Source organism: Streptomyces sp. NPDC051219, from assembly GCF_040682335.1.
In the GTDB taxonomy this organism is placed as follows: Bacteria; Actinomycetota; Actinomycetes; order Streptomycetales; family Streptomycetaceae; genus Streptomyces.
Window position 1 is genome coordinate 16,461 of record NZ_JBFBAS010000022.1, and the last position, 25,695, is coordinate 42,155.

The 25,695-nt window shown below is 69.6% G+C and carries 20 protein-coding genes and 1 pseudogene; 8 read left to right on the top strand and 13 right to left on the bottom strand.

The window, feature by feature from the left end; all coding sequences use genetic code 11:
* The first annotated feature begins 75 nt into the window (after positions 1-75).
* Entirely contained in the window at positions 76-1,077 is a 1,002-nt protein-coding gene (gene hemB / locus AB0M62_RS23160) for a porphobilinogen synthase (protein ID WP_366076188.1), read from the top strand.
* Here the strand turns inward: hemB and AB0M62_RS23165 are convergent.
* Positions 1,061-1,297 carry a DUF397 domain-containing protein gene (locus tag AB0M62_RS23165; protein ID WP_366076189.1) on the bottom strand — a complete coding sequence of 79 codons (237 nt, stop codon included), beginning with the start codon at positions 1,295-1,297 and terminating at the stop codon, positions 1,061-1,063. The two genes, hemB and AB0M62_RS23165, sit on opposite strands and share 17 nt — an antisense overlap.
* Positions 1,294-2,118 carry a helix-turn-helix transcriptional regulator gene (locus tag AB0M62_RS23170; protein WP_366076190.1) on the bottom strand — a complete coding sequence of 275 codons (825 nt, stop codon included), beginning with the start codon at positions 2,116-2,118 and terminating at the stop codon, positions 1,294-1,296. Before AB0M62_RS23170 ends, AB0M62_RS23165 begins: the two co-directional genes overlap by 4 nt.
* Before the next feature lie 113 nt (positions 2,119-2,231).
* Here AB0M62_RS23170 and AB0M62_RS23175 point away from each other — a divergent pair, with 113 nt between their 5' ends.
* Positions 2,232-2,633 (top strand): ATP-binding protein, encoded by a 402-nt coding sequence (locus tag AB0M62_RS23175; protein ID WP_366076191.1) that lies wholly within the window; start codon positions 2,232-2,234, stop codon positions 2,631-2,633.
* Positions 2,634-2,643: 10 nt separating this feature from the next.
* Here AB0M62_RS23175 and AB0M62_RS23180 read toward each other — a convergent pair whose 3' ends face one another.
* The 3 genes from AB0M62_RS23180 to AB0M62_RS23190 form a co-directional block, all read right to left on the bottom strand.
* Positions 2,644-5,421, bottom strand: a complete 2,778-nt coding sequence (locus AB0M62_RS23180) for a hypothetical protein (RefSeq protein WP_366076192.1) — start codon at positions 5,419-5,421, stop codon at positions 2,644-2,646.
* A 223-nt stretch (positions 5,422-5,644) separates the two neighbouring features.
* A complete protein-coding gene (locus AB0M62_RS23185) occupies positions 5,645-6,529 on the bottom strand; it encodes a chitinase (protein ID WP_366076275.1) in 885 nt (294 codons plus the stop codon).
* Positions 6,530-6,705: 176 nt separating this feature from the next.
* Complete coding sequence (locus AB0M62_RS23190) at positions 6,706-7,578, bottom strand: NAD(P)-binding domain-containing protein (protein ID WP_366076193.1); 873 nt, start codon at positions 7,576-7,578, stop codon at positions 6,706-6,708.
* A 209-nt stretch (positions 7,579-7,787) separates the two neighbouring features.
* On the opposite strand from AB0M62_RS23190, the gene AB0M62_RS23195 reads away from it, so the two are divergent.
* Positions 7,788-8,051, top strand: a complete 264-nt coding sequence (locus AB0M62_RS23195) for a DUF1876 domain-containing protein (RefSeq protein ID WP_366076194.1) — start codon at positions 7,788-7,790, stop codon at positions 8,049-8,051.
* Between the two features lie 84 nt (positions 8,052-8,135).
* On the opposite strand, the gene argS is transcribed toward AB0M62_RS23195, so the two are convergent.
* Positions 8,136-9,896, bottom strand: coding sequence for an arginine--tRNA ligase (argS, locus tag AB0M62_RS23200; protein WP_366076195.1), 1,761 nt, complete (start codon positions 9,894-9,896; stop codon positions 8,136-8,138).
* A gap of 158 nt (positions 9,897-10,054) precedes the next feature.
* Between argS and lysS the strand changes: the two genes are divergently transcribed.
* Positions 10,055-11,806, top strand: coding sequence for a lysine--tRNA ligase (gene lysS, locus AB0M62_RS23205; RefSeq protein ID WP_366076196.1), 1,752 nt, complete (start codon positions 10,055-10,057; stop codon positions 11,804-11,806).
* A gap of 126 nt (positions 11,807-11,932) precedes the next feature.
* Here lysS and AB0M62_RS23210 read toward each other — a convergent pair whose 3' ends face one another.
* The 3 genes from AB0M62_RS23210 to AB0M62_RS23220 form a co-directional block, all read right to left on the bottom strand.
* A complete protein-coding gene (locus tag AB0M62_RS23210; protein WP_366076197.1) occupies positions 11,933-13,312 on the bottom strand; it encodes a DUF2637 domain-containing protein in 1,380 nt (459 codons plus the stop codon).
* A gap of 231 nt (positions 13,313-13,543) precedes the next feature.
* Positions 13,544-14,269, bottom strand: a complete 726-nt coding sequence (locus AB0M62_RS23215; protein WP_366076198.1) for a DUF3558 family protein — start codon at positions 14,267-14,269, stop codon at positions 13,544-13,546.
* A gap of 87 nt (positions 14,270-14,356) precedes the next feature.
* Positions 14,357-15,232 (bottom strand): DUF3558 domain-containing protein, encoded by an 876-nt coding sequence (locus AB0M62_RS23220; RefSeq protein WP_366076199.1) that lies wholly within the window; start codon positions 15,230-15,232, stop codon positions 14,357-14,359.
* Between the two features lie 162 nt (positions 15,233-15,394).
* On the opposite strand from AB0M62_RS23220, the gene AB0M62_RS23225 reads away from it, so the two are divergent.
* Positions 15,395-16,651, top strand: a complete 1,257-nt coding sequence (locus AB0M62_RS23225; RefSeq protein ID WP_366076200.1) for an RtcB family protein — start codon at positions 15,395-15,397, stop codon at positions 16,649-16,651.
* A gap of 167 nt (positions 16,652-16,818) precedes the next feature.
* Here the strand turns inward: AB0M62_RS23225 and AB0M62_RS23230 are convergent, their stop codons facing one another.
* Both AB0M62_RS23230 and AB0M62_RS23235 read right to left on the bottom strand, forming a co-directional pair.
* On the bottom strand, positions 16,819-18,441 hold the full coding sequence (locus AB0M62_RS23230; protein WP_366076201.1) for an alpha/beta hydrolase: 1,623 nt from the start codon (positions 18,439-18,441) through the stop codon (positions 16,819-16,821).
* 469 nt (positions 18,442-18,910) lie between these two features.
* Positions 18,911-21,709 (bottom strand): AAA family ATPase, encoded by a 2,799-nt coding sequence (locus AB0M62_RS23235; protein WP_366076202.1) that lies wholly within the window; start codon positions 21,707-21,709, stop codon positions 18,911-18,913.
* A gap of 226 nt (positions 21,710-21,935) precedes the next feature.
* Between AB0M62_RS23235 and AB0M62_RS23240 the strand changes: the two genes are divergently transcribed.
* Entirely contained in the window at positions 21,936-23,144 is a 1,209-nt protein-coding gene (locus AB0M62_RS23240; protein ID WP_366076203.1) for an epoxide hydrolase family protein, read from the top strand.
* Positions 23,145-23,257: 113 nt separating this feature from the next.
* A pseudogene (locus AB0M62_RS23245) lies at positions 23,258-23,594 on the top strand (RtcB family protein); the annotation flags it as partial.
* Between the two features lie 54 nt (positions 23,595-23,648).
* Here the strand turns inward: AB0M62_RS23245 and AB0M62_RS23250 are convergent.
* The gene (locus AB0M62_RS23250) at positions 23,649-24,413 is read right to left on the bottom strand and encodes an SDR family NAD(P)-dependent oxidoreductase (RefSeq protein ID WP_366076204.1); all 765 of its coding nucleotides are present in this window, start codon (positions 24,411-24,413) and stop codon (positions 23,649-23,651) included.
* A 51-nt stretch (positions 24,414-24,464) separates the two neighbouring features.
* A complete protein-coding gene (locus AB0M62_RS23255; protein WP_366076205.1) occupies positions 24,465-24,815 on the bottom strand; it encodes a YnfA family protein in 351 nt (116 codons plus the stop codon).
* 591 nt (positions 24,816-25,406) lie between these two features.
* Between AB0M62_RS23255 and AB0M62_RS23260 the strand changes: the two genes are divergently transcribed.
* Positions 25,407-25,695: hypothetical protein (locus AB0M62_RS23260; protein ID WP_366076206.1), on the top strand; the 289-nt coding region annotated here is incomplete at its 3' end.

Consider the following 25,695-nt stretch of genomic DNA (forward strand, 5'->3'; position numbering starts at 1 on the left):
TCCGGCGTCCCGGGGCTCTGCCCCTCCGACGCCCTGTCGGTAATTGCCCGGTCCGGACGGGCGTAGCGTTGCCATATGACTGTTCACGGATCCTTCCCCGGCACGCGGCCGCGGCGGCTGCGGACCACCCCGGCCATGCGGCGCATGGTCGCCGAGACCCGGCTGCATCCGGCCGATCTGATCCTTCCCGCGTTCGTACGTGAGGGGATCAGCGAGCCCGTTCCGATTTCCGCGATGCCCGGCGTCGTCCAGCACACGCGGGACACCCTGCGAAAGGCTGCCGTCGAGGCCCTTGAGGCCGGTGTCGCCGGGATCATGCTCTTCGGGGTGCCGGAGGATGCGAAGAAGGACGCCATCGGTACGGCAGGCACCGACCCGGACGGGATCCTCCAGGTCGCCATCCGCGATGTTCGTGCCGAGGTCGGCGACGATCTCGTGATCATGTCGGACCTGTGCCTGGACGAGTACACCGACCACGGCCATTGCGGTGTGCTCGACGAGCATGGCCGGGTCGACAACGACGCGACGCTGGAGCGGTACGCCGAGATGGCGCAGGTCCAGGCCGACGCCGGAGTCCACGTGGTGGGCCCGAGCGGGATGATGGACGGCCAGGTCGGTGTCGTCAGGGACGCGCTGGACCAGACGGGCCACGAGGACGTGTCGATCCTCGCGTACACGGCGAAGTACTCGTCCGCGTTCTACGGGCCGTTCCGCGAGGCCGTCGGCTCGTCGCTCCAGGGCGACCGCAAGACCTACCAGCAGGACCCCGCCAATCTGCGGGAGTCCCTGAGGGAGTTGGCGCTGGACCTCGAGGAGGGCGCCGACATGGTGATGGTGAAGCCCGCCGGCCCCTACCTCGACATCCTGGCCAAGGTCGCCGAGTCGGTCGACGTGCCGGTCGCGGCGTACCAGATCAGCGGTGAGTACGCGATGGTCGAAGCCGCGGCCGAGAAGGGCTGGATCGACCGGGACAGGGCGGTCCTGGAGACCCTGACCGGGATCAAGCGGGCCGGCGCGAGCATGATCCTTACCTACTGGGCGACGGAGGTCGGCCAGGGGCTCAACGCACGTCGCTGACGAAGGACGCCCAGGCGCCCGGGGCGAGTGTGAGCACCGGGCCGCCAGGGTTCTTGGAGTCGCGGACGTGGATCGCAGCGGGGTGCGCGGCGACCTCGACGCACTGCCCGCCCTCGCTGCCGCTGTGGGTGGACTTGCGCCAGGCGTAGGCCACTTCGAGGCACTCGCCGCCCTCGCTCCCGCTGTAGCTCGACTTGAACCACTTCAGTGCGGTGCTCATTGCTCTCCCAGCAGCCGGTTCAACAGGGCCCTCGAGTCCTCCGCGTTGAGGGCCTGAGTTCGCAGCATCGCATATTTCTGGGACAGGATGGACACCTCGTCCTGGTCGGATACCAGCTGGCTGCCACGCTGAGTCTCGCTGTAGCCGAGACGTTGGTGATCCGGGGTTTCCAGGAGCACGAAAGGCCCGTCCAGGGCCGCGTGGGACTCTCTGCCGAGCGGCATGATCTGGAGCGTGACGCCTGCAAGGCCTGAGCAGGCAAGCAGATGCCTCACCTGTTCCGCGTACGTGGTCACGCCGCCGAGGCGGTCTCTGAGAACAGCCTCCCAGATGATGAAGCTCAGGTTCGGCGGCTGTTCTCGGCGGAGAATCGAGTGACGTGCCAGACGAGCAGCCGCCTGGGCCTCGACCTCGTTCTCGCTGAAGGCGGGAACCCTGCTGCGAAACACCGCTGTTGCGTATGCCTCCGTCTGAAGCAGGCCAGGCAGCGTCTGGTTCGCGTAGAAGCAGAGCGTCAGGGCCTCACGCTCCAGGTCCATGTACTCCTCCGCCCACGCCGGGATCAGGTCCACCTCCGGCATGTGCTCCACCGCGACCGACAGCGCGCCCTTCGTGTCGAGGCGGTCGTCGAAGCGTTCGGCGAGGTCCGGTTTCAGCGGGCGGCGGCCCTGTTCGATCGAGGCGACGGTCTCCTCGGCAAGGTTGAACGTGTTCGCGAGTTCGCGTTGGGTGAGTCCCGCTGTCTCGCGGAAGCGGGCGAGCTGGCGGCCGACCAGCCGCATCGCCGAGGCGTTCTTCCGCTGACGTCTCCTGGAGTGCATGTCTGACCAACTCCCCGGACACGGCCGTACGTTACGCCTGCGCGACCCGTACAGATGAAACGTACGGGTCGCCAGGGTGCTGTCACCCTGTCACGGGACGCGACTCTCCTCCCGTGGACAAGACGATGCAACACGAGGACCTGCGGGAGCTGTTCTGCCGCCGCGAACGCCGATCGGTGTCCGCCGCACGCGAGTTCGTCCGCGAGGCCCTGGGTGCGTGGGGTTGGGACGCACGGGCCGACGACGTCGTGCTGTGCGTGAGCGAGCTCGCCACGAACGCGCTGGTGCACGGCGTACCGCCGGGGCGCGGGTACCTACTGCGGCTGTGGCTGTACGAGCAAGGGGTCGCGCTGCGGGTCGAGGTGCACGACAGCGGTGACGGGCGGCCCCGCGTGTGCGACCCGGACGGCGAGTCGGGGCGCGGACTGCGGCTGGTGGACGCGTTGGCCGACACCTGGGGTGTCGGCCAACGCGATCCGGGCAAGGTGGTGTGGTGCGCCTTTACCCTGCCGTGAGGCATGGTGCCTACGACGCGTCGAGCACCGTGCCGGTCAGGGCCGGGCCGTGCGGCTCGCCCTCGTCGTCGGTGGGCTGGATGCCCGCATACTCCGTCGGCTCGCTCACCTGGTCGCGGACCGTGGGTACGGTCACCTCCGCGCTGGTCTGCCCGGCCGGTACCGGGACCCACAGGTAGGCGTACTCCAGCTTGGACAGGGGGACTTCACCGTCGGGGACCTCCCCGGTCATGTCCAGCAGCCACTGCCGGTCGACGTCCGCCGTGGACAGCTCGGGGCGGCCCGGGATGGGCACGAGCTGCAGCGTCCTCGTGATCTCCACGTCAGCGGGCGCGGACAGGGACACCTGCCACTTCAGGGGCTGCCCCTCGGTCACGCTGTCGGCGACCGGCTTCACGCTGATCCCGGGCATCGGGTCGTCGTTCTCGGCGGTGACCCCGCCGGCGTGCGAGCCGACGACGGCACCTCGGACCGCCTTCACGAGCACGTCGTGGGAGACGTCCCAGGAGTACCGCGTGTTGCCCGCCACCTTCACCGTCACGTCGATGCCGCTGCCGCCGGGCCGCACCGTCACGAGCCGGTCCTTCGCCTTGCCCGTGACCGGGTCGAGAACGTACAGCCGTACCGTGCCGCTTCCCTCTCCGGACACGCGCACGGGTACCCGGTACGTGCGGACGCCCGCGTCGCCCTCCTTGACCTTCAAGCGGCCGATGTCGACACGGGTCAGCGGGGCATCCCGCACCGCGGGGGTGCCGGGGCTCCACGCCCAGGCGTCCATCAGCCACGCCTGTCCGGAGCGGGTGCGCGGGGTCACCTCCAGGGAGGCGACCCGGCGCAGGTCGAGGGCGGCGCGGGTGGCGGCGGTGAGCGGTACGCGCACTTCGCGCGCCCAGTAGGAGGAGGTGCGGTCGCTGCCCGGCAGCCCGTCCACCCGTACGCGGCCGAGGTCCGCCCGCTTGCCGGCTGCGTCGGTGACGGACACGTCCAGCTGCGTCCCGGTGGAGTTCGGCGGCACGAAGACGCGCAGCGCGAGGCTCTTGGCGCCCTTGACGGAGAGCGGCTTCTCGGGGCGCACCTTCACCGCCGAACCCGGCGCGGACCAGCGCATTGCCACCGCGCGGCGGCCCTGCTCACGTTCCGGACCCCAGTTCGCGAAGTGCGGCGAGGAGCCGCCCGTCTCCGTGCTCAGACAGGCCGCGCGCGGGTCGGGGTCGATCGCGGAGCACAGCCGTCCGCCGGTCACCTTCACGGACCCGTCCGGCAGGAATCCGGCGCCGCGGTTCGCGCCGACCGCATGGGTCAGCACCCGCGCGGGGTCGGCGGAGGGTGCCCGGCGGCCCGAGCCGTCGAGCAGCTCGCGCACCCGGTCGTCATCGGCGACGAACAGCCGTGCCGCTGCGGCGATGTAGGTGGCGCCGGCCCGGTGCTGCTGGTCGGCGGTCAGCCGGGTCGAAGTGCCCGGCGAGCACACCGGGTCCGGCTCCTCGGGGTCGTGCCAGAAGTCGTCGTCGGCGGGCGCCTGGGCCTGGCCCGGCGTCCACTCGCTGTTGAAGTAGTTGTGGTTGGCGCCGACCATGTAGACCGCGGCGTGCAGGGCCTTGCCCCGGCTGACACCGCGAGTGCCGTCGGCGTACACCTGGCCCTGGAGGTCGGAGACGTCGCCGTCGCAGCCCGGCAGGATCGTCAGCGACGGCACGTCGGGCACCGGGTTCTGGCCGAAGATCGTCGGCCCGATGAGCACGGTGCCACGGATGTGCCAGCGCACCTTTCCGCGGTAGCCGTCCTGGGCGGGCGGGGGCGGGTAGAGGCTGTCCATGGCGGCTCGGTTGACGCCTTCGCCGCCGCGCGAGTGGCCGACGAGCAGGACGCGGGACAGGTCTGCCTTCGGCGCCTTGCGTACGGCCGCCGGGGCCGTGGCCGGCTTCGCGGCCCAGTCGGCCCAGCGGGCCAGGTGCGTGCGCACCAGCGAGGAACGCGCCTGCGCGCCGCCGTCGTCGGCGTTCCCGTCCTGGCCGTTGATGCCGTTGGCGGAGATCGACACGGTCACATAGCCCTGGGAGGCCAGCAGCTCCTGGTCGCGCAGATAGCCCCGGTGGCTCGGGATGGGCTTGGCGCCTTTGCCGCAGGGCCAGTCGATGTTCGACTCCTCGCCGCCCGGGACATAGCAGGTGACATGGCGGCCGTGCAGGAACAGAGCGACCGGACGCTTGCCGGTGGCGCCCTTCGGCGCGACGACGACGCCGCGCATCTCGACGGGCGCCGGGAAGCCGGGCAGGCGGACCGGGTCGAGCGCGTACTCGCCGGTGACCGTGCGGTACGTGCCCGGCTTGCCCGGGTCGACGGAGCCCGCCGGGAGCTTGGCGGGCGGTTTCGCGGCGGGCGCGGAGGGCCGGTCGCGGGCGCCGGACGCGCCATCGGCCCGGTCCAGCCGCCGGCCCGCCGCCAGCACCTGAAGGGCCGCCAGATCCGCTGTGCGCGCGTCGTCGAGAGACAACCGGAAGGTCCGGCCGTCCTTCTCCGGCTGGGGCACGCCGACGAGCTTGCCGACGGCGTGGAACTCCACGCGCGCGTCGCCTGCCGGCACCGGCCGCGGGGAACGCCACTCCAGCGCGGGCTCCCCGTCGGTGTTCGTGATCCGCCAGCCGGGCGGCAGACCGCCCTTGTCGTCCGCCGCAGTAGCGGGCCGGACATCAGCCGGCCGCGGGTGGGCCTGCGCCACTGCCGGCGACACCCCCGCCACCGTGAGCACCGCTGTCGCGGTGGCCCATATCCTCCTGGCACGTAACAACTGTCCCCTCCTCAACCCCGTGGACGGGGCGCCCGGTTCGGCCGGGTGCCTCTCGACCTGGGAGGACGGGGAGAAGAACCAGTGGGTTGCCTGTGAGCCACTTGGTTGCATGCGGGCCGCATGGGCAGGGAGTGGCCGCGGCGCCCGGAGCGCCCCGTGCGGCGGACGTGGCTGACCGCGGGCCGGGGGACATCTCCCGGCCCGCGGTCGTGTGGGGGATTCCTCAGCAGTACAGGTTGCCGCCGGGGGCGACGCCGAGGATCTGGGTGAACTGCTGGTACTTGGTGACCCGGCTCTGGACCTGGCCGGGGTTGCCGCCGTTGCACTCCAGGCTGCCGTTGATGCTGCGGATCGTCTCACCGAACCCGCGGCTGTTGATCATGGCGTTGTGCGGGGTCATCGTTCCGGGGCCGTTCTGGGTGTTCCAGTACCAGAGGCCGGTCTTCCAGGCGATCGCCGCGTCGTTCTGCACCAGCCAGGGGTTGCCCAGCAGGTCGAGGCCGAGCGCGTCGCCCGCTGCCTTGTAGTTGAAGTTCCAGCTGAGCTGGATCGGTCCGCGACCGTAGTACGCGGCCTGGCCGGCCGGACAGCCGTACCACTGGCTCCAGTCGCAGTAGTGCGGGTAGTTGGCCGTGTTCTGCTCCACGATGTGGACCAGGCCGCCGGTCTCGTGGCTGACGTTGGCCAGGAAGGCCGCGGCCTCCTGCTTCCTGACGGTGTCGCTGCCCGTCTTGGCGAAGCCGGGGTACGCGCTGAGCGCGGCGGTCAGGCCGCTGTACGTGTAGAACGAGTTCCGGTTCGGGAACATCTGGTTGAACTGGGCCTCGCTCACGACGAAGCCGGAGGGGTTCGGCGTGGTTCCGCCGCCGCATGTGTACGGATCCCAGTACCAGGTGCTGATGGTGGGGTCGTAGCCCGGATTGTCGTGCTCGGCTATGTAGAACTTGCCGTCGGTGTACTTGACAACGTTGCCAGTGACGTAGGACCTGCCCTGTACCCAGTTGGGGGCGGTGTCGCAGACGCCCGCGGCGGCAGAGGCGGACGCGGCGGAGGCGGGCAGGAGGGCCGCCAGGCCGCTTCCGAAGAGGATGGCGACAAGCAGCGCCATGATGCGGTGTTTCAGCACTCGATGACTCCTTTGCGCGACAACGGCCGCACCCGGAGGCGGCGTTGCGTCGGGGCGGGCCGCGGTGGGGGTTCGCGCAATACTCAAGCGCTTTGGTATGTACCAGTCAAGGGTGTAGACCATTCGGTGTAGACCAACGGTCGGTGAGACCGGACCGCCTACCGCCGGTGGAGCAGGTCCGCGAGGCGGGAGAGGCCGTCCTCCGCGTACCCCCCGGCGACCGCCCGGTCGAGCAGCGCCCGGAACGGCTCGAAGAGCTCGCCGCTGATGCCCTGATCGCGGTACGTGGCAAGGAGGTTGGGGAAGGCTGCCCGATTGACGGCGAGGCTGGAGACGTCCGTGAGGTGACGGCCCGAGTCGATGGCGGATGCCCATTCCGGGGCGCCCGTGAGCATGGCGCCGATCCATGCGGTGAGCGGCTCGGCGAACTCCTCGGCCGGCATGTTCTCCGAACGGACCAGGGCGAATGCCTGCAGGACGCCGGCGATCATCCCGTACATGCCCGTGAGCAGGGCGACGTCGTTGAGGGCGGCGAGGCCCGCGTCCTGGCCGGCCCACCTGGTGCCGCCGAGGCGGGACAGCGTCTCCCGGTGGGCCTCATAGGCGGTCCGGGACCCGCTGTAGAAGACATAAGCGTGCGGGCCGGCGATCATTTGGGGGACGGCCATGATGCCGCCGTCCAGGTACTCGGCGCCCTGCTCGGCCGTCCAGTCGGCCGACTCGCGGGCCTGGGCCGGAGTTCCGTTGGTGAGGTTGACGACCACCTTGCCGCTCAGGCCGTCGGAGAGCGGGGTGAGGACTTCCGCTACGTCGGCGTACGTAGTCAGGCAGACGACGACGAGAGGGCTCGCCGCCACGGCCTCCGCGGCCGTCGCCGCGGGGACGGCGCCCTGGGCGACGAGCGGGCCGGTCCTGGCGGCCGAGCGGTTCCACACGGTGGTGGGGTGGCCGGCGGCGAGAAACGCGGCGGCGAGGGCGGAGCCCATCATGCCGAGGCCGAGGACGGATACCGGGGCGGTGCGGGCGGACATTGATGCGCTCCCTTTGCTTGCGGCTGCTGCCGGGGATGCTCGCGGCCTGCTTGCGGTGGCTGTTTCGGGTTCGCTTCCGATCCTTTCCGGGTGCGGAGATTGGGACAAGTACCGACTAATAAGTCGGGTACTCACCATTTGGTAAGTGAGGTGGTGATCAGCGCCCGGGCGGCGCACTCTGGAAGGGGAACCGCCGGAGGTGATCGGAAATGCAGACACTCGTCGGATGGCACATCGAGATGGAGTTCCGGGAAGAGGGCGACAAGACCAAAGCGGCCGCGATGGTCCGGCTCGGTGACGGTACGGAGTTCCGGGCCCACGGGACCGCCAGCCGCCACCCTGCGGATCCGGAACAACTGCGCGTGGGCGAGGAGATCGCCGGCGCTCGGGCGCTCATGGATCTCTCCTCGAAGCTGCTGAAGAAGGCGCACTCGGAGATCGACGAGGTCGCGGGAGCACGCGATCCACGTTGACGCGGCCCGGATGAAAGACGATGCCCTCCACCGGATCCGGTGGAGGGCATCGCCGTGGAGCGGGTGCGCCGTGGAGGCGGGTGATCAGAGGCGCTCGGGGGTCCGGATGCCGAGCAGGGCCATCCCCTGGTGCAGCGTGCGGGCCGTCAGGTCGCAGAGGAAGAGGCGGTTCTCCACCGTTTCCGGAGTCTCTGCCTTCAGGACCGGGCAGTCGGCGTAGAAGGACGTGTAGTGCGACGCCAGCTGGTACAGGTACGCGGCCAGCTTGTGCGGCTCGTGCGACGAGGCGACCTCGGACAGGACCTCGGCGAACTGGTCCAGGTGCAGACCCAGCGCGCGCTCCGCCGGGGCGAGTCCGAGCTCCGGGTGAGGGGCCGGCTCAGCGTCCCCGGCCTTGCGCAGGATCGACTGGATACGGGCGTACGCGTACTGCAGGTAGACGCTCGTGTCACCGTTGAGGGACACCATCTGGTCCAGGTCGAACTTGTAGTCGCGGGAGGCCGACGTCGACAGATCCGCGTACTTGATCGCGCCGATGCCCACCTGGGCGGCGCGCTCGGCGATCTCCTCCTCGGTCAGGTCCTGGGCCTTCTCCCGTACGACTGCCGCCGCCCGCTCGACCGCCTCGTCCAGCAAGTCCACCAGCCGGACCGTCTCGCCCTCACGCGTCTTGAATGGCTTGCCGTCCTTGCCCAGCACCGTGCCGAAGGCCAGCTGGACGGCCTTGACCTGGTCGTTGAGCCAGCCCGCCCGGCGCGCGGTCTCGAAGACCATCTTGAAGTGCAGGGCCTGGCGGGCGTCGACGACGTACACCAGCGTGTCCGCGCCGAGGTTCCGGACCCGGTCGCGGATCGCGGAGAGGTCGGTCGCGGCATAGCCGTAGCCGCCGTTCGACTTCTTCACGATCAGAGGGACCGGGTTGCCGTCCGGGCCCTTCACATCGTCGAAGAAGACGCACAGCGCGCCTTCGGAGCGGACCGCGACGCCCGACTCCTCCAGGATCCGGCAGGTCTCTTCGAGCATGTCGTTGTAGCCCGACTCGCCGACGACATCGGGGTCGCGGATCTCCATGTCGAGCTTGCTGAAGACCGAGTAGAAGTAGATCTTCGACTCGTCGACGAACCGCTGCCAGAGGGCGAGCGTCTCCTTGTCGCCGGCCTGGAGGTCGACGACCCGGCGCCGGGCGCGGTCCTTGAAGTCCTCGTCCGAGTCGAACAGGACCCGCGCGGCCTTGTAGATCCGGTTGAGGCTGGACATGGCTTCCTCGCCTGAGACCTCCTTGCCCCCCTCGTGGTCCAGCTCGTGCGGGTGCTCGATCAGGTACTGGATGAGCATGCCGAACTGGGTGCCCCAGTCGCCGATGTGGTGGCGGCGGACCACCTTCTCGCCGGCGAACTCCAGGATCTGCACCATCGCGTCGCCGATCACCGCGGAGCGGAGGTGGCCGACGTGCATCTCCTTGGCCACGTTCGGCTGGGCGTAGTCGATGACCGTGGTGCCCGGGTTCTCGGCGTACGGGACGCCGAGACGCTCGTCCGCGGCCCGCGCGGCGAGGGTCTCGGTGATCGCCCGGTCGGCAACGGTGATGTTGAGGAAGCCGGGGCCGGAGACCTCGATCTCCTTGATGACGTCGTTGGCGGGGAGACCGCCGACGACGTCGGCGGCCAGCTCGCGCGGGTTCGCCTTCGCCTTCTTGGCGAGAGCCAGGATTCCGTTGGCCTGGAAGTCGGCCCGGTCGCTTCGTCGCAGCAGCGGGTCGGCGGTGCCGGCCTCCGGCAGAGCTGCCGAGAGGGCGTCCGCGACGCGCTGGTGGACGGTTGAAGCGAGGGAAGGGACCGAGGCCATGAGGTGCCGTTCCTGTCGGTACGTACGTATGGATGAGCCTCGAGTATCCCATGGGGGCCCCACCCGTTTCGCTGGAAAAAGAGCAACCCCGGAGAGGGCCGTTCCGTCTGGGAGAATGGCGACCGGGCACCCCCAGCCAGCTTTCGAGAAAGAAGGACGTGCCGATCGTGGCTCAGAGCAGCACCGAGACCGACTGGGTCTCCCGTTTCGCGGACGAGGTCATCGCCGAGGCGGAGCGACGTGCGCCTGGCAAACCGGTCGTCGTCGCGTCCGGACTCTCGCCCTCCGGGCCGATCCACCTGGGCAACCTCCGCGAGGTCATGACCCCGCACCTGGTGGCCGACGAGATCCGGCGGCGCGGCATCGAGGTGCGGCACGTCCTCTCGTGGGACGACTACGACCGCTACCGCAAGGTGCCCGCCGGTATCGCCGGGGTCGACGACTCGTGGGCCGGACACATCGGCAAGCCGCTGACGTCGGTGCCCGCGCCCGCCGGTTCCGCGTACCCGAACTGGGCCGAGCACTTCAAGGCCGCCATGGTCGCGGCACTGGACGAGCTGGGTGTCGAGTACGACGGAATCAGCCAGACCGAGCAGTACACGGCCGGTGTCTACCGCGAGCAGATCCTGCACGCGATGAAGCACCGGGCCGACATCGACGCGGTCCTGGACCGCTACCGGACCAAGGACAAGTCCGCCAACGGCGGGAAGAAGCAGCAGCCGAAGCAGCAGAAGCCGGTCGACGAGGCCGAGCTGGAGGCCGCCGAGGGCTCCGGTGCGGCGAGCGAGGACGACGGCGGCGGCTCGGCGGGCTACTTCCCGTACAAGCCGTACTGCACCGTCTGCCAGAAGGACCTGACGACGGTCACGGCGTACGACGACGAGTCGACCGCCCTCTCGTACACCTGCACCGCCTGCGGGCACGCCGAGACCGTCCTGCTCAGCGAGTTCAACGGCGGCAAGCTGGTCTGGAAGGTCGACTGGCCGATGCGCTGGGCCTACGAGGGCGTCATCTTCGAGCCCTCCGGTGTCGACCACTCCTCGCCCGGTTCGTCGTTCGTCGTCGGCGGGCAGATCGTGCGCGAGGTCTTCGACGGGGTGCAGCCGATCGGCCCGATGTACGCCTTCGTCGGGATCTCCGGGATGGCCAAGATGTCGTCGTCCAAGGGCGGCGTGCCGACCCCGGCCGATGCGCTGGAGATCATGGAAGCGCCGCTGCTGCGCTGGCTGTACGCCAGGCGCCGGCCCAACCAGGCGTTCAAGATCGCCTTCGACCAGGAGATCCAGCGGCTCTACGACGAGTGGGACTCGCTGGAGCGCAAGGTCGCGGACGGCTCGGTGCTGCCGGCCGACGCGGCGGCGTACTCCCGGGCGACCCGCACGGCCGCCGGCGAGCTGCCGCGCACGCCGCGCCCGCTGCCGTACCGCACGCTCGCCTCGGTCGTCGACGTCACGGCAGGCCATGACGAGCAGACCCTGCGGATCCTGAGCGACCTGGACCCGGCGAATCCCCTCTCCTCGCTCGACGAGGCCCGGCCGCGGCTCGACCGCGCGGAGAACTGGATCACCACCCAGGTCCCGGCCGAGCAGCGCACGCTCGTACGCGAGGAGCCGGACAAGGAGCTCCTCGGCTCCCTGGACGAACGGTCGCGGGAGTCGCTGCGGCTGCTGCTGGAGGGCCTGGACACGCACTGGTCGCTGGACGGGCTGACCACGCTCGTCTACGGCGTGCCGAAGGTGATGGCGGGCCTGGCGCCGGATGCCAAGCCGACGCCCGAGCTGAAGACCGCGCAGCGGTCCTTCTTCGCGCTGCTGTACCACCTGCTGGTCGGCAAGGACACCGGGCCGCGGCTGCCCACGCTGCTGCTGGCCGTCGGCGCGGACCGGGTCCGCAAGCTGCTGGCCGCCTAGGCCCGGACAGGGCCTGGCTGCCTGCGGCTCGCGTTGACGTGCGGAGGGCCGCCACCCGCTGGTGCGGGGGGCGGCCCTCCGTCGCAGACGGGCGGCCCTCCGTCGCGGACGGGCCGTGGGCGCGCGCTAGGCGATGTGCTCGGCGTCCAGCTCCTGCTGGTACCGGACCTCGAAGCGCTTGGCGTAGCGGCTGAGCTCGCTGTCGAGGAGGGTGTGGTTGTACCCGAGGTCCTGGAGATACGCGCCCAGCGTGCGGGGGCTGGGGATGGTCCCGTTCTCCCCTATGAACTTGCGGAACGCGAGGAAGTACTCCTCCTCGGGAGGCAGCGCGTCCGGATCGCGCTCGGGCTCGGGCTGCGGCTCGGCCCGCTGGTACTCGGCTTGCTCGTACTCGGACTGCTCGTACGGGGACTGCGCGTAGTCGGGCTGCTCGTACTGCGGCTGCTCGTACTGCTGGGGCTGCGCTTCGTACCCGCCGAGCGGCCTGGTACGCCCGGGGCCGGCCGGGACCATGACCGGCGTGGGCTCCAGCCCCTCGACGTACTGCGGGTTGTAGCCGTTGTCGTATGCCGCCTGGGCAGCCGAGGGCGCCGCGAACCAGGGGCTCTCGTGGCCGGCCGCCCCGTCGTCGGCGGGCACCTCCGGCGCCGCTTCCGTGCCCCGGGGCCGCTCGTCGCCGGGGGCGGACGGCAGCGCCGGGGTGGTGGCGACGGGCTCGGGCAGGGCGGGCTGGGCCTGGGGGACAGGGCGAGTCTGGGCCTCGGCAGGACTGGCCTGGGCGGGACTGGCCTGGGCGGGAACGGGGGGCAGCAGGGCCGGCTCGATGCCGGCGGCGGCGAGTCCGGCCGGGCCGGTGTCGGCGAGCGGAACGCCGAAGCGGGCGAGACGCAGCGGCATCAGGGACTCGATGGGAGCCTTGCGCCGCCAGTTGCGGCCGAAGCGTGCCTGGAGACGTGCCTGGTAGATGAGCCGGTCCTGTTCGAGCTTGATGACCTGCTCGTACGACCGCAGTTCCCACAGCTTCATCCGGCGCCACAGCTTGAACGTGGGGATCGGGGAGAGCAGCCAGCGGGTGAGGCGGACGCCTTCCATGTGCTTGTCGGCGGTGATGTCCGCGATGCGGCCCACGGCGTGGCGGGCGGCTTCGACGGACACGACGAACAGCACGGGGATCACGGCGTGCATGCCGACGCCCAGCGGGTCGGGCCAGGCGGCGGCGCCGTTGAAGGCGATGGTCGCCATGGTGAGCAGCCAGGCGGTCTGGCGCAGTAGCGGGAAAGGGATCCGGATCCACGTCAGCAGCAGGTCCAGGGCCAGCAGGACGCAGATGCCCGCGTCGATACCGATCGGGAAGACGAGGGAGAACTTGCCGAAGCCCTTCTGCTCGGCGAGTTCGCGCACGGCGGCGTACGACCCGGCGAAACCGATCGCGGCGATGATCACCGCGCCGGCGACGACGACGCCGATGAGTATTCGGTGCGTGCGTGTCAGCTGCATCGCGGCCACCCGCGATCCCCTCCCACTGTGGACATCTGGCGGGCACAGCCTGGCACATGGTCACCGAAGGCGTTGCGCGGGGACGGCCGCAGCCCGGTCCCCGCGGGGGACCGGGCTGCGCAAAACGGCGCAGAAGCCTTGCCGGGGTACCTGCCGCCTGCCAGGTGCCCGCCGGGGTGATGGCGGTCCCTGGCAGGTTCTGGGCGGGTTGTGAGCAGGATGCGCGGATGCGTTGGCCGGTTACTGCTTGTTGGCCGCGGCGATGGCCGCCACGACCTCCTTCGCCGCCTTCTGCGCGTCCTTCAGCATTTCGGCGGTGTCCGGGACCTTCCCGCCCTCGTAGGAGGTGCCGTTGTAGTCGAGCGTGAAGACGACGTTCTGCGTGCGCGCCACGATCGTCTGGTGCCGGAAGTCCACGGTCTTGCGCAGCGTGTAGGTGACGGTCGTCGCCTGGTCGCCGATGCCGGACACGGTCGCGGTCTTGAGGGCCTTGCCACCCTGCGCCGCGCCGGCCGCCGCGACCTGCTTGGCGTACTGCTCCTCGGCGCGCTTGTTGCCGCTGCCGAGCGCCTGGTCGGATTCGTAACGGGTGAGGGAGACCGACAGCCAGCGGTACTGGGAACCCTTCAGGCCGTTGTCTTCGAGACCGTTCCAGGAGCAGCTGCCGCGGCTGGAGATGTCGTTCGACTTCGACCTGGTACCGGACTTGTCCTTCGCCTCCGGCACAAGGGCCTCGACGGTCTTCGCGCCGACCGCCTTGCAGGGGTCGGGAAGCTTGTCGAACGCCGCCTTTTCGACGGTCGGGGACGGCTTGACGCTCGGCGACTTCGCCGCGGACGAGGCGTCCGAGCCCTTCTTGCTGTCGGAGCCGGAGCCGGAGTCGGAGGAGCAGCCGGCGACGACGAGCATCACCGGAACGGCTGCGCAGGCGAGTATGCGGGTGAGTCGCTGGGCTGATCGGTGCATGGTTCCTTCACTCATGGGTCTGCGGGACGGTCGCCACGGTACGCGGAACGCCGTCCGCGGTGCCTGCTCGTCCATCTGCTCGTCCATCTACTCGTCGATCTGCTCGGAGAGCTTGCGGGCCAGCGCCCGCGCGTTGTCCTGCATGTTCCTGCTGTCGGGCACGGCGGCCGCCAGGGCGGGCTGTTCGGCGTACTCCACGGTCACGATGACGTTCGAGGTGCGGAAGACGACGGTCACCGTGCGGGACTGCGAGGTCGAGCCGGCCGCGGCGAGGCGGTCGTCCAGGTAGGCGCTGTCGCCCAGGCCCTCCAGCAGGCGAGGCTCGAGGCCGTCCTCGGGGATCTGTGTCTGGGGGCCGCTCTGCGGCGGAGTCCCGCCCGGGGTCCCGCCCGGAGTCCCGCCCGGGGTCCGGGCAGGGCTTCCGGCGGGGTTCTCGGCCGGAGTGCCGGTCGGAGGCTTGGCGGGGGTGGCCGTGCCGGAGGGGGACTTCGTGCTGTTCGTCCCGAGTTCGTCACGCGGGTCGACGGTCTTCTCGATGTTCGCGGCGGCCACCTTCTTCGCGTACACCTCCTGCGCCCGGTCGTCGTCGCTCACCGCCCGGTCGTACGAGACGACACGTTCGAAGCCGACGAAGAGGTGGCGCGTGGCGTCCGCGGACTCGACCTTCCAATGGCAGCCGACCCGGCGGTCGCCGTTGTAGGTCGCGTCCGCCCTGCCCTGGTACGTCTGGTCCTGCTGCTCCGGAGTCAGCTCCTCGGCGCCGGGCAGCATGTCCTTCAGTCGGCCACGCCCGACGGAGCCGCACGGCTCGGGGAGCGTGCGGTACTTGCCGGGGGGCGCGGCGACGGTGGTCTCGCCGGGCTTGGAATCGTCCGGGGTGTCGGTGGTCCCGGAGCCTCCCGTGCAGCCCGCGACCAGCGCTGCGAGGAGCGCGATGCCCGGTACGTACGCCTTTCGCTGCACGGTCCCTGGCTCCCTTCCACAAGAAAAACGGTTGCCGCACGATGGCGGCCGGTGGACACAATGTCTATCGCACGCACTGCTGTGGACGCCGGTCCGATGTCTCTTTTAAGGGCTGAAGCGAGGCTTTTGCGTTTTACTACTTTTCGGGGGATTGAGGCTGTTATGTCGTATGTAGAGGTGCCGGGCGCGAAGGTTCCGATCCGGATGTGGACCGATCCCGCGTCGGTCGAGGACGTCGCCATGCAGCAGCTGCGGAACGTCGCCACGCTGCCGTGGATCAAGGGGCTCGCCGTCATGCCGGACGTCCACTACGGCAAGGGTGCGACGGTCGGCTCGGTGATCGCGATGCAGGGGGCGGTCTGCCCGGCCGCGGTCGGCGTCGACATCGGCTGCGGGATGTCGGCGGTGAAGACGTCACTCACGGCCAACGACCTTCCCGGGGATCTGTCGCGGCTGCGGTTGAAGATCGAGCAGGCGATCCCGGTCGGCCGGGGGATGCACGACGACGCCGTGGAGCCGGGACGGCTGCACGGCTTCCCGACGGGCGGCTGGGCCGACTTCTGGAAGCGGTTCGACGGGATCGCGGAAGCGGTTAAATTCCGTCAGGAGCGGGCGACAAAGCAGATGGGTTCGCTTGGATCCGGTAATCACTTCATCGAATTCTGTCTGGACGAGTCGGGTTCGGTCTGGCTGATGCTGCACTCGGGTTCCCGGAACATCGGCAAGGAGCTTGCCGAGTACCACATCGGCCAGGCCCAGAAGCTGCCGCACAACCAGGGTCTGATCGACCGGGACCTGGCGGTGTTCGTCGCGGACACCCCGCAGATGGCGGCGTACCGGAACGACCTGTTCTGGGCGCAGGAGTACGCGAAGTACAACCGCGCGATCATGATGAACCTCTTCCAGGACGTGGTCCGGAAGGAGTTCAAGAAGGCGCGCGTGACCTTCGAGCCGGTCATCTCCTGCCAGCAGGAAGATGCCGAAGGTCAGATGAGGACCGTCGAGTACCGCCCCGGTGTGATCAGCTGCCATCACAACTATGTCAGTGAAGAGCGGTACGAGGGGATGGATCTGCTGGTCACCCGTAAGGGAGCGATCAGTGCGGGCTCGGGGGAGTGGGGGATCATCCCTGGTTCCATGGGTACGGAGTCCTACATCGTCCGTGGCCTGGGCAACCCGAAGTCGTTCAACTCTGCCTCGCACGGTGCCGGTCGGAGGATGAGCCGGACCGCTGCGAAGCGGAAGTTCTCGACGAAGGATCTGGAGGACCAGACGCGGGGTGTGGAGTGCCGTAAGGACTCCGGTGTCGTGGACGAGATCCCGGCCGCGTACAAGCCGATCAGCCAGGTGATCGACCAGCAGAAGGACCTGGTGCAGGTCGTCGCCAAGCTCAAGCAGGTCATCTGCGTCAAGGGCTGACTGGCCAGCAGTCCATTTGAACCGGCAGGCCCCGGACTCTGCAGTCCGGGGCCCCTTGCTGGGGGCTTGGGGTGTCAGACCGGGGTGCTAAGTGGCGGGGTACGGGTCCGGGAGGTTCCGGAGCTCGATCGAGTAAGCGCGTGCCCTGGCTGCGGTGCTACCTCCGCTCAAGAGACGATGCCTGCCAGCGCTCCGCCGCCGGTGGTGACGCCGCCGCTCGGCTTGGGTGTGGAGAAGGGTGGCGTGTCCGGTCGGCACGCTGTTCCAGCCGGAGGGAGCGTGCCGTCGATGAAATAGCGGCTCTCGTACTCGTTGACGCAGCTGCTGGGGTTGAGCAGTGCGGAATGCCCGTACCCGTTGTTGGTGAGCAGGTGGGCGTTGGCCAGCTCCTCGGCCACGGCCTGCGCGTCCCGGTAGGGAGTGGCGGGGTCGTAGGTGGTGCCGACCACCAGGACGGGGTGCGCCGTCGCTTTGTTCCACGGGCCGCGATAGCCGTTGGCCGCAACGGCCGGCCAGGTGGCACACGGCTCTGCCGCCCAGGTCCAGAAGCGTCCGGCGTCGCCTGCACGGATGGCGGCGGCCTCCTCCAGCGCGTGGTAGACCCCGGCGTCACGCGGATTGGGGCTGTCGGAGCAGAGCACCGCAGCGCCCTGTTCATCACCCGTGTACGGATTCGGGACCGGTGGTGCGGGTAGGGGTGAGGGCTGCCCTGGGACGCGGCCCTGCCACAGGTCCTGCAGCCTCCCGGCGAGCTCCGTCCATCCGGGGTTGACGATGTTGAGGCCGCTCACCACGTCCCCGACCGTCCTGCCGTAGGTCCACGCGCCCACCGGACGTTCCCGGAGGCGCTGCATCAGCTCGTCCCACTTGTCCCGGGTCGCTTTCGAGCTCCCGGCGGAGAAGGCGCAGCGGGCGGTGGTGGTGGAGCCGCACAGGGCGAGGAACTGGTCCAGTATCCCGGCCGCGCCGAGGTCCGAGCCCATGCGCAGGAATGTAGAGAGCCGGGGTTCCTCGTTGGAGGCGTGGTCCGTCCAGGCCTGCGGGTCGATGTTGCTGTCGAGGGCCATGGCGCGGATCTTGGCGGGGAAGAGGTTGGCGTAGGTGGCGCCCAGGAACGTGCCGTAGGAGATCCCGAGGTAGGTGAGTTGTGGGTCGCCCACCGCCTGGCGGAGCTGGTCGAGGTCGCGAGCGGTGTCGGCGGTCGACACATGGCGCAGGAGCTCGGGGTCACGCTGCTGACAGCGCCGGGCCAGATTCTTGTACGCGGCGATCCAGGCCGTCCGCTGCTGTTCGCCCACCGGGAGGCCGGCCGGTTTGCTCGCAATCCACGCGTCGGCTTCCTCGGGACTCGCGAAGCAGTTCACCGCGGTGCTGTTGCCGACTCCGCGTGGATCCCAGCTGACGATGTCGAACCGCTCCCGCACCTCGCGCGGGAAGAACTCGTAATTCTGTGGCATCTGCACCGTTCCGGGCCCGCCGGGTCCGCCCGGGTTGAAGAACAGGGTGCCGATGCGCCGTCCGGGGCCGGTTGCCTTGCGTTTCACGACCGCGAGTTCGATGGTGCGCCCGCGGAGGTTGCGGTAGTCCAGCGGCACCTTGGCGGTCGCGCAGTCGAACCGACTGCCCTGGACGCAGGGTCTCCAGTCCAGCTTCGGGGCGGGCACCGAAGGTGTCGGCGTACCGTCGGCCGCGGCGAGGTCCGGTCCGGTCAGTGCCGTCGAGCAGGTCACCACCGTGGCGATGAGCGCGGCATAACGCCGACGGCCGGCTACGGGCCCAGATATGTGCATGCCTTGTCCCTTCACGGCTGAGCGCCCGATGCCACCCATGCGATGGACGTCGGCACGCATCCGTGTCAACAACACCGCGGTCCGGCAACGCGCGCGAGCCACCTGCGGCCGAATGGCCGAGCTACTGCCGCCGGAATCGCCGGCGACAGCGTCAGGCCGCAGACAAACCAGGACAGGCTCGCGGCGGGGTGATCACGTACTTCCTCGGCTGCGCGGAGTGCGGGGGCTGTGGCAGCGTCTGCAACGTCCCGCCTCGAGCATTTCGACGCGAACTCGGCTGCTGGGCGGGTCAGTTGCAGTCAGCAGGAAGATGCCGAAGGACGGATGAGAACCGTCGAGTACCGCCCTGTCGTGATCAGCAGCACACCACGTGCTCGACAGGCCCCGGACTGAGCGCAGTCCGGGGCTTTGTACTGGAACATTGATCGACGGTGAAGACGACTGCGCGGCCGGCTCTGGCCGCGGCTCGTTACGCCATCGGCGCCCCCGGTTTCGGAGGAGACAGCACTGAGCGGAGCTGTCTGCGGGAGCTGACTCCGAGCTTGCTGAACACGTTGCCGAGATGCCACTCCACCGTGCGTGGGCTGATGAACAGCTGGGCGGCGATCTCGGAGTTGGTGTGCCCGTCTCTGGCCAGCCTGGCGATCTGGGACTCCTGGCCGGTGAGTTCTGAGACGGCGCCGGACATCCGTTTGCGTACGGTTTCTCCGGTCGCCAGAAGCTCCCTGCGGGCGCGCTCGGCAAAGCCGTCGGCTCCGATGCGGCTGAACGTTTCGTAGGCGGAGCGTAGTTGGGCGCGGCTTTCCTGGCGGCGGTTCTGGCGGCGCAGCCACTCGCCGTACAGCAGGCGGGCGCGGGCCAGGTGGACGGTGATCCGGCAGCGTCCGAGATGTTCGATCGCCTCCTGGTAGAGCGCGTCGGCATCCTGGTCGTCGCTCAGTAGCGCGCGCGAGCACGCCTCCACGCCCAGGGCCCAGTCGGTGCCGCTCGCGCGCGTGCGTTCGGTGAGCTTGTCCAGCGCCGCCGTGGCGGCCTCCGGCTGCCCACTGCGGGCGGCCGCCTCGATGAGTTCGACCAGCGCCCACCCGAAGAATGCCAGATCCTCGTACTCGCATACGCGCGTCGCGGCCGCCAGCGCGGCATCGTAGCGGCCGAGGCCGTTGTACAGCAGCGCGGTTGCGTACTCGGCGAGGCTGAGAGAGCGTCCCTCGCCCCGGGAGACCACCTCCTCGGTGGTGGACTCGATGAGGTCCAGCGCCTGGGACTCCTGTGCTCGCCAGGCGGCGAGCACCAGTGACGTGTACATCATGGGTGCGCCGCCCGTCGCCTCCGAGATCGCCGTCGCCTCGTCGATCAGAGCCGCCGCGGTGTCGAATTCGCCGGTGTGCACGTGGAAGCACGCCTGGTAGGTCAGCGCCATGGGGAGGACGGCGAGCGCCCCCGCTTCGCGGGCGGTGCTGACGGCGCCGGTCGCCAGTTCGTGCCATGCGTCGTCGTCCCACAGCTCCGGTGCGAGAGGCTCGGGTGTCACACGGGACGCCAGCCACAGCCATTGCCTGTCCGCATTCGCCGCGCTGGCTTTCTGCTCCTGCCGCACGACGTGCAGGGCACGCCTGAGAGCGTCGGCGCCGGCGGCGGAGCCATCGATCATCAGGCTTGTGATGCTGTCCAGAAGGACGTCGACCGTCCGCGGCGGCGTCGACGGCGACGGTCCGGCGCGGGCTGCCTCGGCCACCTCCCGCTGCCCGGGTCCCTCGCTCAGACGGCCGGCGAAGATCGCCGCGCCGACCGCTTCCAGCAGGGTGTCACGGGCAAGGGCGGCGTCGAGAGGCGCCAGCCGGTGTGCGGCGTCGAGAAGCAGCCGGGGCGCGTCGCTGCCGCGCAGCTGGGAGAAGGCCAGCCGGGCTCGCAGTCGCTCGAGCCGGGCGCGCTGCAGGTCGTCGAGCGGGCCGACCTCCGCGGCCGCCAGCAGGTTGTGGGCCTGGTCGGCCCCGCCGGCGTCGATTGCGGCCTGAGCGGCGGCCAGTGCGCGGGTGACACGGCGTGCGGGATCGGGCGTCAGCTCCGCCGCCCGCCGCAGGAACGAGGCTGCCGCAGCGGCTCCTCCCCTGCCTTGAGCGCGGCAGGCTGAGCGCTCCAGGTCGACGGCGACGCTCTCGTCTGGCCCGGTGGCAGCGTGAGCGCGATGCCACGCCCTGCGATCAGGATCGCGGTGGGGATCGGTGGCTTCCGCCAGTGATCGGTGCGCCACCCGGCGGTCCGGCGCGGACGTCCTCCGGTAGATGGCCGAGCGCACCAAGGGGTGGTGGAACCGCACCCTGGCGCCGAACTCGACCAGTCCCGCGGCCTCGGCCGGCGCTGCGGCCTCCACCGGAATCTCCTGCAGACCGGCCGCGCGCCACAACACGTCCACGTCTCCGGCCGGCTCGGCCGCGGCGGTCAGCAGAAGCCGCCGGCTGTCCTGCGGAAGTGATCGAAACCGCTGATGGAAGGCGTTCTCGATGCAGCTCGCCACAGGGCGTCCGCCGGGGAGCCCGAAGCCGCCCGCCAGATCGGCAGGCTCGAGCGCGCGCGGCACCTGCAGAAGGGCCATCGGGTTGCCGTGCGCCTCGGCCACGATCCGGTCCCGTACGAGCGGATCGAGCGGCACGCGGACGGCCGAAGCCAGCAGGGCACGCGCGTCGGGCTCGCTGAGGCCCTCGACGATCAGCTCCGGCAGACCTGCCAGCTCACGATCGTCATCAGACTCCCGCAGAGCGAAGACCAAAGCCATCGGTTCGGCCATCAGCCGCCTGGCGACGAACGCCAGCACCTGCATGGACCCGTCATCGAGCCACTGCGCGTCATCGATGAGGCAGGCCAGCGGCTGATCCTCGGCTGCGCAGGCAAGCAGACTGAGCACAGCCAGGCCCAGCAGGAACCGGTTGGGCGCCTCGCCTTCCCGTAGTCCGAACGCGACGGACAGTGCATCGCGCTGCGGTCCGGGCAGTTGATGAAGCCGATCCAGCACGGGGGCGCAGAGCTGATGAAGGGCGGCGGAGGGAAGTTGCATCTCCGACTCGATGCCTGCGACGCGGATGGTGCGGAATCCGACGGCCCGGCGGGCTGCGTAGTCCAGCAACGCGGTCTTGCCGATCCCTGCCTCACCGCGAAGGACCAGGACCGCGCTGCTGCCCGCCCGCGCCGTGGCCAGCACCCGCTCCAGCGCGGCCAGCTCTTGGCCCCGGCCCCGCAGTGTGACCTGCGAAGAGATGGCGGGCACGCCCATGAGTCGCTCTTCCTGGTGTGGCGCGTGGTGCGTTAGCGTGATCTTATTCCTCTTTGAGTGACTTTGGGTAGTTTTGCGGGCTCAGACCCGCCCCCGGGTCCCGCCACGGGACCAATCCCCGGGGTTTCCCCTGGGCCGACGCGCGCCGGCCCAGTCCACTGTGGACGAGCCAGCGGCACGGAGTCGCTGGCCACAGCAAGTCGCTGAAGCAAGGAGACCCCCCCACATGTCTGTCACTTCCGAGACGCCGGCGATCCGGCCGTTCACCTTCGAGTTCCCCGAGGCGGAGCTTCAGGAACTGCGTCGGCGCATCGAGGCCACGCGCTGGCCCGAGAAGGAGGCTGTCGGGGATCAGTCGCAGGGCACGCAGCTCGCCACGATCCAGGAGCTCGCGCGCTACTGGGCGTCGAAGTACGACTGGCGCAAGGTCGAGGCGAAGCTCAAGGCTCTGCCGCACTTCATCACCGAGATCGACGGGCTGGACATCCACTTCATCCACGTCCGCTCGAAGCACGAGAACGCTCTGCCGCTGATCGTCACCCACGGCTGGCCCGGCTCGATCATCGAGCAGATGAAGATCATCGACCCGCTCACGAACCCGACGGCCCACGGCGGCGAGGCGTCGGACGCCTTCCACCTGGTGATCCCGTCGATGCCCGGCTTCGGGTTCTCGGGCAAGCCGACCACGACCGGCTGGGGACCCGACCGCATCGCGCGCGCCTGGGCCGAGCTGATGAAGCGCCTCGGCTACACGAAGTACGCGGCGCAGGGCGGCGACTGGGGCGCGATCATCACGGAACTCATGGGCGTGCAGGCGCCCGAGGGCCTCGTCGGCATCCACACCAACATGGCCGGTGTGTTCCCGCCCGCCATCGAGCAGGCGATCGCGGCCGGCAACCCGCTGCCGTCCGACGTCGCTCCCTCCAACGACGAGGAGAAGCGCGCCGTCGAGCAGCTGAGCTTCTTCTACAAGCACGTCTACTACGCACTCCTGATGGGCGACCGCCCGCAGACGCTGACCGGGTTCGCCGACTCCCCCGTCGGCCTGGCGGCCTTCATGCTCGACCACGACGCGGCCAGCCTGCAGATGATCACCCGGTCCTTCAACGGAGTGACCGAGGGCCTGTCCCGGGATGACGTCCTGGACAACATCACGCTCTTCTGGCTGACGAACACGGCGGTTTCCGCGGCGCGTCTGTACTGGGAGGGCGCTGCGGCCGGTATCCCGTTCTTCAGCGCCAAGGGCGTCAAGCTCCCGGTCGCCGTCAGCGTCTTCCCCGACGAGCTCTACCAGGCCCCCAAGAGCTGGGCCGAGAAGGCGTACCCCAACCTCGTCCACTACAACAAGCTCCCCAAGGGCGGCCACTTCGCCGCGTGGGAGCAGCCGGAGCTCTTCGTCGAGGAGGTTCGTACGGGCCTGCGGTCGGTTCGCTAGACGACCGTGACCGACCGCCTGCACAGGCGCTGGCTCGGCGGGGCGGCCGAGTGAACTCGACTCCGAGTCACTCGGCCGCCCCGAGCTGTGCGGCAACGTCCTCCCCACACCGCAACTACGTGACGGAGGAGCGGTACGAAGGCATGGACCTGCTGGTGACGCGGAAGGGGGCGATCCGGGCGGGCAGTGGCGATTACGGGATCATCCCGGGCTCGATGGGTACGGGCTCGTACATCGTCCGCGGCCTGGGGAACACGAAGTCGTTCAACTCCGCGTCGCACGGGGCCGGTCGGAAGATGAGCCGGAACGCCGAGGCGGCGGTTCTCGACGCGGGACCCGGAAGATCAGACGCGGGGCGTGGAGTGCCGTAAGGACTCCGGCGTCGTGGACGAGATCCCCGGCGCGTACAAGCCGATCGAGAAGGTCATCGACCAGCAGCGGGATCTGGTCTGCTGCAGTCCGGGCGAGCCGCTTTGTTGTACCCGGACCATGGGCTTTCCGGCGTCAGAGTTCGCGGTGGACCTTCGCGTTGGAGGCCTGGGCGCGGGGGCGGACCACCAGGAGGTCGATGTTGACGTGGCTCGGGCGGGTGACCGCCCACGTGATCGTGTCCGCCACATCGTCCGCGGTGAGGGGCTCGGCCACGCCGGCGTAGACCTTGGCCGCCTTCTCGGTGTCGCCGCGGAAGCGGGTCGTGGCGAACTCGTCCGTCTTGACCATGCCGGGGGCGATCTCGATGACGCGGACCGGCCGGCCGAGGATCTCCAGGCGCAGGGTCTCGGCCAGCACGCGGGCGCCGTTCTTCGCGGCGACATAGCCGGCGCCGCCCTCGTAGGTGGCGTGGCCCGCGGTGGAGGAGAGGATCACGACCGTGCCGTCGCCGCTCTCGATGAGTGCGGGGAGCAGTGCCTGCGTGGTGTTGAGCGTGCCGATGACGTTGACCTCGTACATCGTGCGCCAGTCGGCCGGGTCACCGGTCGCGACGGGGTCCGCGCCCAGCGCGCCGCCTGCGTTGTTGACCAGCACGTCGCAGCGGTCGAGGGAGGCGGCGAACGCGTCGACCGCCGGGCGGTCGGTGACGTCGAGGGCGTATGCCGTGGCGCTTTGGCCCGCGTCCGTGAGCTCTGCGGCGAGTGCTTCCACCCGGTCCTTGCGGCGGGCGGTGAGGACGACGTGGTAGCCGGCGGCGGCCAGTTGCCGGGCGGTGGCGGCACCGATACCGCTGCTCGCGCCGGTGACGACTGCGGTACGTGCGGCGGCGGCGGTCATGGGCAACTCCTCGTTCGTACGATCGGTACGCGGCCAGGATAGGCAGCCGGATCAGTGCCTGCGTGGGGCATACATGATCACCGCCATGCCGGCGAGGCAGATCAGGGCGCCCGTCACGTCCCAGCGGTCCGGGCGGTAGCCGTCGGCGACCATGCCCCAGGCGAGCGAGCCGGCCACGAAGACTCCGCCGTACGCGGCGAGGATGCGGCCGAATTCGCTGTGGGGCTGGAGCGTGGCGACGAAGCCGTACGCGCCGAGGGCGATGACGCCGGCGCCGATCCAGAGCCAGCCTCGTCCGCCTTCGCTGTCACTGCCGCGAACGCCCTGCCAGACGAGCCAGGCGCCGCCGATCTCGAACAGTGCGGCGAGTACGAACAGGGCGGCGGAACGGACTACGAACATGACACCACCCTGGCATGCCGGTCACTGGGTGGCAGGAGGGGCCTGCCCACGCCGCGTTCCGGCCGCTGATCGGTGAAGGTGAACAGGGTCAGGAAGGGCCATGCGAGCACCTCCTTCGGAGCGGTAGTTCTGCGGAAGCTCGCAATGCCTTGGCGATTTCCGGCGACGGATGCGGGCGCGGCCAGGGTGTCAAGATTTCGCGCGGAATTCGCGGAGACGCGACAGGGGATCGGAAGGGCAGCGGTGGTGGACCGGCAACGGGGCGCCGCCGAGGCGGACGGCGTCCCTACCGGGGTGCCCGGAGGAGCAGCGTTCAGGGGGCGACGAGATAACGGGCCTGGCCAACCCGGCGGAATCCCCGGTGGGTGCGTCGACAGTGACGTGGATGCCGAAAAACGGCAAATGGTACTCCCGGCGTCAAGTCTGTCAAGCCCCGACTTTCCGTTGCTTTGCTGGCTTTCCCGCAGCAGGCAAACATTGTCTTAGGCAAAGCGCCCGGCCATCGGATCGGAGATGGTCCGACTGGTAAGTCGAAATCTCGGCTCGCCGAATTCTGATAAGCGAATTCAATTCACTCAAGAGGAGATCATCATGGCTGCAAACATCCGCACCCGCATCCCCCACATCGTCGGCGTCTCCTGCTGCGCTGCGATACTCGCCGGCGCGATGGGAGTAACGAGCGCTCAAGCGGCTCCGCTGACGCCGAAGGCTGTGGCGATAGTGGCGGAGGATGACGGCGGAAAGGTCAACCAGGCGAATGTGAACCAGGGTGGTGGCAAGGCCAACCAGGCGAATGTGAACCAGGGTGGCGGCAAGACCAACCAGGCGAATGTGAACCAGGGCGGCGGCAAGACCAACCAGGCGAATGTGAACCAGGGCG

Excerpts from the sequence above, each read along its gene's own strand:
- AB0M62_RS23165 (WP_366076189.1), bottom strand. The coding sequence starts at position 1,297 with ATGAGCACCGCACTGAAGTGGTTCAAGTCGAGCTACAGCGGGAGCGAG.
- AB0M62_RS23185 (WP_366076275.1), bottom strand. The coding sequence starts at position 6,529 with ATGGCGCTGCTTGTCGCCATCCTCTTCGGAAGCGGCCTGGCGGCCCTC.
- AB0M62_RS23195 (WP_366076194.1), top strand. The coding sequence starts at position 7,788 with ATGCAGACACTCGTCGGATGGCACATCGAGATGGAGTTCCGGGAAGAG.
- AB0M62_RS23240 (WP_366076203.1), top strand. The coding sequence starts at position 21,936 with ATGTCTGTCACTTCCGAGACGCCGGCGATCCGGCCGTTCACCTTCGAG.
- hemB (WP_366076188.1), top strand. The coding sequence starts at position 76 with ATGACTGTTCACGGATCCTTCCCCGGCACGCGGCCGCGGCGGCTGCGG.
- AB0M62_RS23225 (WP_366076200.1), top strand. The coding sequence starts at position 15,395 with ATGTCGTATGTAGAGGTGCCGGGCGCGAAGGTTCCGATCCGGATGTGG.
- AB0M62_RS23250 (WP_366076204.1), bottom strand. The coding sequence starts at position 24,413 with ATGACCGCCGCCGCCGCACGTACCGCAGTCGTCACCGGCGCGAGCAGC.
- AB0M62_RS23190 (WP_366076193.1), bottom strand. The coding sequence starts at position 7,578 with ATGTCCGCCCGCACCGCCCCGGTATCCGTCCTCGGCCTCGGCATGATG.
- AB0M62_RS23235 (WP_366076202.1), bottom strand. The coding sequence starts at position 21,709 with ATGGGCGTGCCCGCCATCTCTTCGCAGGTCACACTGCGGGGCCGGGGC.
- AB0M62_RS23255 (WP_366076205.1), bottom strand. The coding sequence starts at position 24,815 with ATGTTCGTAGTCCGTTCCGCCGCCCTGTTCGTACTCGCCGCACTGTTC.
- AB0M62_RS23215 (WP_366076198.1), bottom strand. The coding sequence starts at position 14,269 with ATGCACCGATCAGCCCAGCGACTCACCCGCATACTCGCCTGCGCAGCC.
- AB0M62_RS23170 (WP_366076190.1), bottom strand. The coding sequence starts at position 2,118 with ATGCACTCCAGGAGACGTCAGCGGAAGAACGCCTCGGCGATGCGGCTG.
- argS (WP_366076195.1), bottom strand. The coding sequence starts at position 9,896 with ATGGCCTCGGTCCCTTCCCTCGCTTCAACCGTCCACCAGCGCGTCGCG.
- AB0M62_RS23230 (WP_366076201.1), bottom strand. The coding sequence starts at position 18,441 with ATGCACATATCTGGGCCCGTAGCCGGCCGTCGGCGTTATGCCGCGCTC.